The organism is Moraxella sp. CTOTU47724 (assembly GCF_032014955.1).
Classification (GTDB): domain Bacteria; phylum Pseudomonadota; class Gammaproteobacteria; order Pseudomonadales; family Moraxellaceae; genus Faucicola; species Faucicola tetraodonis.
The window spans coordinates 1-9,171 of record NZ_DALZSV010000075.1 but is presented as its reverse complement, the minus strand read 5'-3'; the positions used below and the strand labels follow the sequence as shown (position 1 = coordinate 9,171).

The following is a 9,171-nucleotide window of genomic DNA, read 5'->3' as shown; positions in this document are numbered from 1 at the left end:
ATTTGAGCAAGTATAGGTCTTCTTTTTTTACACGTCTGAGAGGATTTTATGTCAGAGAAAGACAATATTGCAACCTTGCACGTCAATGGCCAGGACTATGAGCTTCCTATCATTGAAGGAACATTAGGCGATCCTGTACTCGATATTAAGGCCGTACCCCAAGCTGGTTTTTGGACATACGATCCAGGTTTCATGTCAACCGCTTCCACTGAATCAAAAATCACCTTCATTGATGGTGATAAAGGTATCTTATTACACCGTGGTTACCCAATTGACCAATTAGCTGATAAAGCAGAATACTTAGAAGTTGCGTATGCACTCATTCATGGTGAATTACCCAATGCTGAGCAAAAAGCCGATTTCTATGAAAAAGTTCGTAAACATTCAATGGTAAATGACCAATTACGTCGTTTCTTTGAAGGTTTCCGCCGTGACGCTCATCCGATGGCGATTATGGTTGGTGTGATGGGTGCGTTATCTGCGTTCTACCACAACAATCTTGATGTGAGCAAACAAGACCATCGTGAAATCACCGCGATTCGCTTGATTGCCAAAGTGCCTACTATTGCCGCAATGTGCTACAAATACAGCAATGGTCAACCATTCATGTATCCCCGTAATGATTTAAACTACGCTGAAAACTTCTTACACATGATGTTTGCAACCCCAGCGGATGTTAACTATAAAGTCAATCCAATCCTTGCAAAAGCGATGGACAAAATCTTTACCTTACATGCTGACCACGAACAAAATGCTTCGACGTCAACTGTACGTCTAGCAGGTTCTACGGGCGCTAACCCATACGCTTGTATCGCGGCAGGTATTGCGGCTCTATGGGGACCTGCGCACGGTGGCGCCAACGAAGCTGTACTTAAAATGCTTGATGAAATCGGCAGCGTAGACAATGTTGATGAATTCATGGAAAAAGTAAAACGTAAAGAAGTGAAATTGATGGGCTTTGGTCACCGTGTTTATAAAAACTTTGACCCACGCGCCAAAGTGATGAAAGAAACTTGTGACGAAGTATTGGGCGAGCTTGGTATCAAAGATCCACAACTTGAACTAGCGATGAAACTTGAACAAATCGCCTTGAATGACCCGTACTTTAAAGAGCGTAACCTATATCCAAATGTTGACTTCTACTCAGGTATCATTCTAAAAGCCATCGGTATTCCAACCTCTATGTTTACCGTAATCTTTGCTTTAGCACGTACTTCTGGTTGGATTAGTCATTGGTTAGAAATGCACTCTGCACCTTACAAAATCGGTCGTCCACGTCAGTTATATACTGGCTACACACAACGTGATTTTGTACCAGTTGAAGACCGCGATTAAGCCAATACGTCAAACCAAAAAACCCAGTGCACAACTGGGTTTTTTATTGAGTAAAATTTAATAATAATTTAATAATAAAAAAGGACGTCTTATGACGCCCTTTCTTTAATCAAGTGTCACTTGAATTAAGTATCACTTGCCAATCTCTTCACCTTACTTATAAAACGCATTGGCAGTATAAGTATGGTCAGTCTCATCAATCACTTGGGTTAATTCTGGTATTTGCTGTTTTAGCGAGACTTCAACCCCTTGTTTTAGCGTCATATCAACTGCAGAGCAGCCCTGACAGCCGCCGCCAAATTTGAGCACTGCGGTGATACCAACCCCTTCTTCATGTACCAAATCCACCAATTGCACGTTACCGCCATGCGCCGCTAGATTTGGATTGATTTCTGAAGACAACACGTAATTGATACGCTCCTCTAGGCTCGCATTTTCACCCAGTTTTGGCACTTTTGAGTTGGGCGCACGAAATGTCAATTGCCCACCAAAACGGTCTTTATTGTAATCAATCACCGCATCTTCAAGATAAGGAATAGACGGGGTGTCTATATAAGCAGTGAATGTCTCATAATCCAATTTTAAATCGTCAGGATTGTGTTCATCTGGCTGGCTATATGACATACAGCATTCTGCTCGCGGCGTGCCTGGATGTTCAACAAAAATACGCACGCCGATGCCGTCAGTATTTTGTTTTGCCAACAACTCAGTCAGATAACCTTGCGCTGAATCGGTAATTTTGATATTTGTGGTTTTTTCTGTATCGCTCATATGTCACCCTAGCTTGTCATCAATTTTTACCCATATTTTAGCATAAACTTGAGTAATTTACTCGGATTTTATTGGGGGTGGTTTTTTGGCTTATCAAGGGTCGTCACAATATTTTTTAGTCAAGCTAAAACTCCAATCTAGTCATTATCTTTAACCAAAAATAACTTGGCATTGGTTGAAAGTTTAGGCAAGATAGTTAAAAAACATGCTTTATCACCGAATTTTATCACCAAAACGCTATTGGATAGACCGAGGGCGTTATCATTCGCAAGGAGTTTGCGTCATGCCAAATAACACGACTGACACTATCACGGTTACTAAAAACGACATTACCGAAGATAAAGGGCGTTTTAGCACACCCAAAAATAAAAAAGGCTATCAATATGACTATTTGGTATTTATCGGGCGTTTTCAGCCGTTTCACTTAGGTCATAAATCGGTTGTCGATGAAGCATTAAAGCTTGCTGAAAATGTGATTATGCTCATTGGCTCTGCCAATTTGCCAAGTAGTATTCGCAATAGCTTTAGTGTTGAAGCGCGTAGCCAGATGATTTTGGGCGCCTTTGACAACAAAGATGCCAAACGCATCCATTGTGTCGGTTTGGATGATGCCTTATACAATGACACAAAATGGCTTCAATACGTGCAGCAGTGCGTGAAGTCGGTTACCGGCGATTTAAACGCCAATATTGGTCTAATTGGACATTCAAAAGACAGCTCATCATATTACTTGTCACTTTTTCCAAATTGGCAGTCAGTGGCTGTGCCCAATTTTCATGAGTTGTCTGCCACGCCAATTCGCGAAGGCTTTTTGCTGGGTGCCGATCCGCTAACCGACGCGGTACCGCAATCGACAACCGATGTCATGAAGGCATTTAAAAAGACCGAAGCATTTAAACGCCTACACGATGAGGCTGGCTTCATCGATAAATACAAAAAACAATGGGAATCAAGCCCCTATCCACCCACCTTTATGACGGTTGATGCCGTGGTCATTCAATCAGGACACATTTTATTGGTGGAGCGTCGTGGTATGCCAGGTCAAGGGCTATGGGCATTGCCTGGTGGCTTTATTGACCCTAAAGAGACGCTATTTGACGCCTGTATTCGTGAGCTACGTGAGGAGACACGGTTAAAAGTGCCTGAAGCGGTTCTGCGCGGTTCGCGCCATAGTCAACATACCTTTGATGACCCGTATCGCTCGGCTCGTGGTCGTACCATCACCCAAGCGTTTTACTTTATGCTCAAAAATGACCCCAAAGGCTTACCGTCGGTGAAAGGTGGCGATGATGCCAAAAAAGCGTTTTGGCTACCCTTGGCTGAATTAAGAGCCGATAAACTGTTTGAAGACCATTATGCCATTATTTGCAAAATGGTCGGTCTCTGATTTTTTCCCGCCAAACTGATAGACGGTTTGGTTTTAACCTGCGCAAGCAATCACCAGAGGAGTTCTGTGATGTTTAGTCAAAATTTTGACAATTTTATTTTAAATACCGATAGCTACAAGACGTCGCATTGGCTGCAATATCCGCCAAACACCGAGTATGTATCTAGCTATATTGAAGCGCGTGGCGGCAATAGTAACTTTGAAAATGTGCTATTTTTTGGTCTACAAGCTTTTTTAAAACAGTATCTTACCAAACCCATTACCGATGCTGATATAGATGAAGCCAAAGTGCTACTTGCGGCTCATGGCGTACCGTTTAATGAAGCAGGCTGGCGACAATTAGTCGCCAAACATGGCGGTCTATTACCGCTGCGCATTCAAGCGATACCAGAAGGCATGGTGGTACCAACGGGTCAAGTATTGTGTCAGGTGGTGAATACCGACCCTGAGTTTTACTGGTTGACGAGCTATATCGAGACCACACTATTGCGTGCTATTTGGTATCCTAGCACTGTGGCAAGCCTTTCTTATTATTGTAAACAAATCATCAAAGCAGGCTTGGAAAAATCGGCCGATAACTTAAATAATCTACCGTTTAAATTGCATGATTTTGGCGCACGTGGGGTGTCTAGCCTTGAATCGGCTGCACTCGGCGCTCTTGCGCACTTGGTAAACTTTTCCGGTACGGATACCTTAAGCGCGATTGTGGCTGCCAATCGTTGGTATGGTATGCAAAATGACATGACGGCTTTTTCCATTCCCGCAGCAGAGCATAGCACCATGACCACTTGGGGTCGTGAGCATGAGGCGGATGCCTATGGCAATATGATTGCCAAATTTGGCGGTGAAGGTAAAACCTTTGCGGTAGTTAGTGATAGCTACGATTTATGGAATGCCATTGATAATATTTGGGGTGGTGAGCTAAAAGAAAAAGTAGCGCAAACAGGCGGCACGTTGGTCATTCGTCCTGATAGTGGCGATCCGATTAAAGTGGTGCGTGAAGCCTTACAGCGCCTTGCAGCAAAATTTGGCACTACCACCAACTCAAAAGGCTACAAATTACTGCCAAGCTATGTGCGACTCATCCAAGGGGATGGTATTAATCCCACCAGCATGGGTAAAATAATTGATGCGGTGATTAAAGCAGGATTTAGTAGTGACAATATCACCTTTGGGATGGGTGGCGGGCTACTGCAACAAGTCAACCGTGATACCTTGAATTTTGCCATGAAGACCAGCAGCGCACGGGTGGACGGTTTTTGGCAAGACGTATATAAAGACCCAATTACCAGTGTGAGCAAACGCAGCAAACGCGGGCGTTTAGCCTTGGTCAAACATCAGGGTAGTTATATGACGCTGCGTGAAGATGAGCTTGCTGAGCAAAATAATTTATTACAGGATGTATTTTTGAACGGTGATTTATTAGTTGATGATACGCTAACCGCGATTCGTCAACGCTCATCCGTAAAATCATAATTGAACTTGTCGCAATCTCAACAGCCGTCTTAATCAGACGGCTTTTTATCGTTAAAGCTAATTAACCCCTGCCATTGCCAAATATTTTTGGTGCAACTGTTCAAGTTTTAAATACAAATCGTCTAAGCTACCATTGTTGTCGACAATGTCATCGGCTTGTCTGAGCCTGTCATGACGCGACAGTTGATTTGCCATAATATTTTGAATACGTTCAGGCGTTTGACCATCACGTTGACTGGCGCGCTCAATCTGCAAGGATTCATGACTATCGACCACCAATACTCGCTCACACAGATTCGCCAGCCCTGCTTCGGAGGCTTCTAGCAGTAAGGGTGCTACCAAAATTACATAGGGCGACTGGGCAGTTGCTAGTAATTCTTTGGCACGGCTGCGAATAGCAGGATGGGTAATTTGTTCCAAATCCATTAACGCTTGCGCACTGCCAAATACATGCTCTCGCATGACACGACGATTAAGCTCACCTGCCTCATCAATCACCCAGTCACCAAATTTGGCGACAATTTTTTTTAGTGTTGGCGAATCTTTGGCAACGACTTCACGTGCCAATACATCTGCGTCAATAATAACAATTCCATGCTCATCGAACCAACGGCTCACTTGTGATTTGCCGCTACCGATGCCACCTGTAAGCCCCACTACCAACATCGCAATCCCTCCTTGATTCACGGATAATTGACCCATAAATGACGTTATGACATTTTGCCTAGATACCACGACATTATTGATTGCCCATACAAAAGTGCTATCATGCCAGCAATCGCGATATAAGGTCCAAAAGCAAAAGGTTTGCTTTCACCTGAGCGCTTCATCAATATCACACCCACAACCGAGCCGACAAACGCAGATAAAAGCACAATTAACGGTAGCATCAAAGGCCCTAGCCAAGCCCCCAAAGCCGCTAATAATTTAAAATCGCCATGCCCCATCCCGTGCTTGCCCGTAATCAGCAAAAACAATTGGTAGACAATCCACAGGCATAAAAACCCAAACACATAGCCGAAAATAGCCGCTGTGGGGCTAACAAATAAGCCAAAGGCATTGACAAATAAGCCCAGTCCCGCTAACGGCAATGTAAATCGGTCAGGTAACAATTGGGTATCAAAATCAATGCCTGTTAAAGCAACTAATGTCCATGTGAGTGCTAATCCTGCCAGCGCTTGCCAAGTAACACCAAATTTCATCACCACCAGCACAGATAAAATAGCGGTGATGATTTCCACAAGCGGATAGCGATAACCAATGGCGTGATGACACTCACTACATTTTCCTTTTAACAGTAGCCAACTAACAACAGGCATATTTTCAAACCAACGTATTGAATGCCCACAATGCGGGCAACGAGAAGCAGGACTGCTTAAGGTAATGGATTCATGATTGTCAATAACGGTTTCTGGATGGAGCAATAGCTGGCATTCGTTCTTCCACTGCTGCTCCATCATCAAAGGCGTGCGATAAATCACCACATTTAAAAAACTACCCACACATAAGCCTAAGATTGATACGATGAGCAAAGTAAGCCATTGCGACTGTTGTAATAACAACATAAAATCTGAAAAAATCCCCATCGTATCTAGCCCACCACCGAGCCCATTTGGAAGATTGGTAGATACATGGCAATCACCAGACCCCCTACCAGTACCCCCAAAACCGCCATAATCATCGGTTCCATCAGGCTTGTTAACCCATCTACGGCGTTATCTACTTCGTTTTCATAATAAGTCGCGACTTTATCAAGCATCTCCTCTAGACTACCTGATTCCTCACCAATACCGACCATTTGGATAGCCATACTCGGAAAAAGATTGGTAGAACGCATCGAAAACTGCAGCTGTTGACCCGTCGCAACATCGCCTTTAATTTTTTGCGTGGCATTATAAAACACCACATTATTGGTTGCTCCAGCGGTTGAATCTAACGCATCAATCAGCGGCACACCTGCGGCAAAAGTGGTAGATAAAGTACGGGAAAAACGCGCAACCACCGCTTGATAAGCAATATTGCCAAAGATTGGCAATTTTAAGGTAAGTCGGTCTAAAAAATCATTAAAGGGCTTGCTACGTTTTTTAGCTTCAGAAAAGCCAACAACAGCGCCTGCAATGCTAAATAGCAATAACCACCACCATTTTTGCATCCACTCGGACATACTGACTACCATCCGGGTAAACGCGGGTAACTCTGCACCAAATGAATTGAATAAATCAGCAAACACCGGTACCACTTTGACCAACAAAATAATGGTAACGATAATCGCAACCACGATAACCGCAATCGGGTATTTCAAGGCTTTTTTAATTTTTGCTTTTAGTAGCTCGCTTTTTTCTTTGTACGTCGCGACACGCTCAAGCATAGTTTCAAGCGCGCCCGACTGCTCACCTGCCTCTACCAATGAACAAAATAGGTCATCAAAATATCTGGGATGTTTGCGCAGCGCTGCAGCAAAGGTGCTTCCTGATTCCACTTCTGACTTGACACTAAGCACCAACTCTTTCATCGAGGGGTTATCGAGCGCATCTGCAACGATCTCAAACGACTGAGTAAGGGGGACGCCCGCTTTCATCATCGTAGCCAACTGCCGCACAAAGATAGCAATATCGATTGCCTTGATGCTTTTTTTCATTTGAAAAATAGGCTTAGGTTTTTTCTTAATCGTCTTGACTTTGATGCCCTGCTTACGTAGTTGCGCCTTTGCCAGCTCAATATTGCGGCTAGTGGTTTCGCCTTTAACTTTCTCGCCACGGCGATTCACCCCATCATAGACAAAGTCTAATAACATTTCTGTTTGGACTTTTGCCATACCCTTAACCCCTTACTATCTGAACTAATCTTAAATAAAGACGGATGAAAAACGCACTATTCGCTAGTAACACGATACATCTCTTGGATACTGGTCGTGCCTTTTAGAACCTTTAAAATACCTGAGCGCCTTAAATCCCTAAACCCTTGCTTTAAAGCAGCGTCTTTAATCTCAATAGCGTTGCCGTCTTCCATAATAATTCGGGCAATCTCTGGTGTTACTTTCATCACTTCATAAATACCAACACGTCCTTTATAGCCATCGCGGCATTCAGAGCAGCCAACGGGCTCATAAATGACATTGCTGGGATCTGCCAAATCTTCTTCAGTAAAGCCCATTTCAAGCAAGCTATGTTTTGGTACATCTGTCGGTTTTTTGCAGGATTTACATAGGCGACGTGCTAAGCGCTGTGCGATTACCAAATTGACTGAGGTGGCAATGTTAAAAGATGCCACACCCATATTCCGCAGACGCGTTAAGGTTTCTGGCGCTGAGTTGGTATGCAAGGTTGACAGCACCATATGCCCTGTTTGGGCAGCTTTGACAGCAATTTCCGCCGTTTCCAAGTCACGAATCTCACCGACCATCACAATATCAGGGTCTTGACGCAAGAATGATTTGAGCGCACTGGCAAAGGTCAAGCCAACTTTATTGTTCACGTTGACCTGATTAATGCCTTCAAGGTTAATTTCAACGGGATCTTCTGCGGTAGAAATATTGGTCTCAACTGTGTTTAAGATATTAAGACCCGTGTACAAGGAGACGGTTTTACCCGAACCAGTAGGGCCGGTAATCAATAACATCCCTTGCGGTTTTGCCAGCGCATCCATAAATAGCTGCTTTTGGTCCGGCTCATAGCCGAGTGCATCAATACCAAGCATCGCTGATGATGGGTCTAAAATACGCAGTACGATTTTTTCACCAAATAAGGTTGGCAATGAGTTGACACGAAAATCAATCGCCTTATCCTTGGAAATTTTTAATTTGATACGACCATCTTGCGGCACGCGGCGTTCAGAGATGTCCATTTGTGACATGACCTTCAAGCGGGCAGCAATTTTACCCGCTAGCTGCGTCGGTGGATTTGCCATTTTTTGTAACACGCCATCAATACGAAAACGCACGCGATAAGATTTTTCATAGGGTTCAAAGTGTAAGTCTGAGGCGCCCATGGTAATGGCTTTGATGAGCATCCCATTAACGAACTTGACGACAGGCGCTTCATCATTGATATCTAAATGACTGGTGGCACTACTGTCGTCATCGGCACGGGTTTCATCAAACTCCACCGCTTCCATATCATCAAAATCAGCTAAATTAGAGCTAGCAAAGATTTTTTCGATGAGTGATTTGATTTTGTGGTGCTCGGCGACGACTGTTTCAACGT

8 protein-coding genes are annotated in these 9,171 nt (G+C 43.8%); 3 read left to right on the top strand and 5 right to left on the bottom strand.

Features of this window, described 5'->3' with window-relative positions; translation table 11 throughout:
• The first annotated feature begins 48 nt into the window (after positions 1-48).
• Positions 49-1,335, top strand: a complete 1,287-nt coding sequence (gene gltA, locus RTR63_RS10935; protein WP_312524221.1) for a citrate synthase — start codon at positions 49-51, stop codon at positions 1,333-1,335.
• Positions 1,336-1,488: 153 nt separating this feature from the next.
• Here gltA and nfuA read toward each other — a convergent pair whose 3' ends face one another.
• Positions 1,489-2,106: a Fe-S biogenesis protein NfuA gene (nfuA, locus tag RTR63_RS10930; RefSeq protein WP_036594945.1), complete on the bottom strand. Its 618-nt coding sequence runs from the start codon at positions 2,104-2,106 to the stop codon at positions 1,489-1,491.
• Positions 2,107-2,389: 283 nt separating this feature from the next.
• On the opposite strand from nfuA, the gene RTR63_RS10925 reads away from it, so the two are divergent.
• Positions 2,390-3,493: a bifunctional nicotinamide-nucleotide adenylyltransferase/Nudix hydroxylase gene (locus RTR63_RS10925; RefSeq protein WP_312524218.1), complete on the top strand. Its 1,104-nt coding sequence runs from the start codon at positions 2,390-2,392 to the stop codon at positions 3,491-3,493.
• 69 nt (positions 3,494-3,562) lie between these two features.
• Positions 3,563-4,969: a nicotinate phosphoribosyltransferase gene (locus RTR63_RS10920; protein WP_312524217.1), complete on the top strand. Its 1,407-nt coding sequence runs from the start codon at positions 3,563-3,565 to the stop codon at positions 4,967-4,969.
• A gap of 57 nt (positions 4,970-5,026) precedes the next feature.
• Here RTR63_RS10920 and coaE read toward each other — a convergent pair whose 3' ends face one another.
• The 4 genes from coaE to pilB all read right to left on the bottom strand — a co-directional run.
• Positions 5,027-5,671, bottom strand: a complete 645-nt coding sequence (coaE, locus tag RTR63_RS10915; protein ID WP_312524215.1) for a dephospho-CoA kinase — start codon at positions 5,669-5,671, stop codon at positions 5,027-5,029.
• 8 nt (positions 5,672-5,679) lie between these two features.
• Positions 5,680-6,534, bottom strand: coding sequence for a prepilin peptidase (locus RTR63_RS10910; protein WP_312524213.1), 855 nt, complete (start codon positions 6,532-6,534; stop codon positions 5,680-5,682).
• Between the two features lie 26 nt (positions 6,535-6,560).
• Positions 6,561-7,784: a type II secretion system F family protein gene (locus tag RTR63_RS10905; RefSeq protein WP_312524211.1), complete on the bottom strand. Its 1,224-nt coding sequence runs from the start codon at positions 7,782-7,784 to the stop codon at positions 6,561-6,563.
• 56 nt (positions 7,785-7,840) lie between these two features.
• A partial coding sequence (gene pilB, locus RTR63_RS10900) for a type IV-A pilus assembly ATPase PilB (protein WP_312524209.1) occupies positions 7,841-9,171 on the bottom strand: 1,331 nt, incomplete at its 5' end.

Excerpts from the sequence above, each read along its gene's own strand:
- gltA (WP_312524221.1), top strand. The coding sequence starts at position 49 with ATGTCAGAGAAAGACAATATTGCAACCTTGCACGTCAATGGCCAGGAC.
- RTR63_RS10920 (WP_312524217.1), top strand. The coding sequence starts at position 3,563 with ATGTTTAGTCAAAATTTTGACAATTTTATTTTAAATACCGATAGCTAC.
- nfuA (WP_036594945.1), bottom strand. The coding sequence starts at position 2,106 with ATGAGCGATACAGAAAAAACCACAAATATCAAAATTACCGATTCAGCG.
- RTR63_RS10925 (WP_312524218.1), top strand. The coding sequence starts at position 2,390 with ATGCCAAATAACACGACTGACACTATCACGGTTACTAAAAACGACATT.
- RTR63_RS10910 (WP_312524213.1), bottom strand. The coding sequence starts at position 6,534 with ATGTTGTTATTACAACAGTCGCAATGGCTTACTTTGCTCATCGTATCA.
- RTR63_RS10905 (WP_312524211.1), bottom strand. The coding sequence starts at position 7,784 with ATGGCAAAAGTCCAAACAGAAATGTTATTAGACTTTGTCTATGATGGG.
- coaE (WP_312524215.1), bottom strand. The coding sequence starts at position 5,671 with ATGGGTCAATTATCCGTGAATCAAGGAGGGATTGCGATGTTGGTAGTG.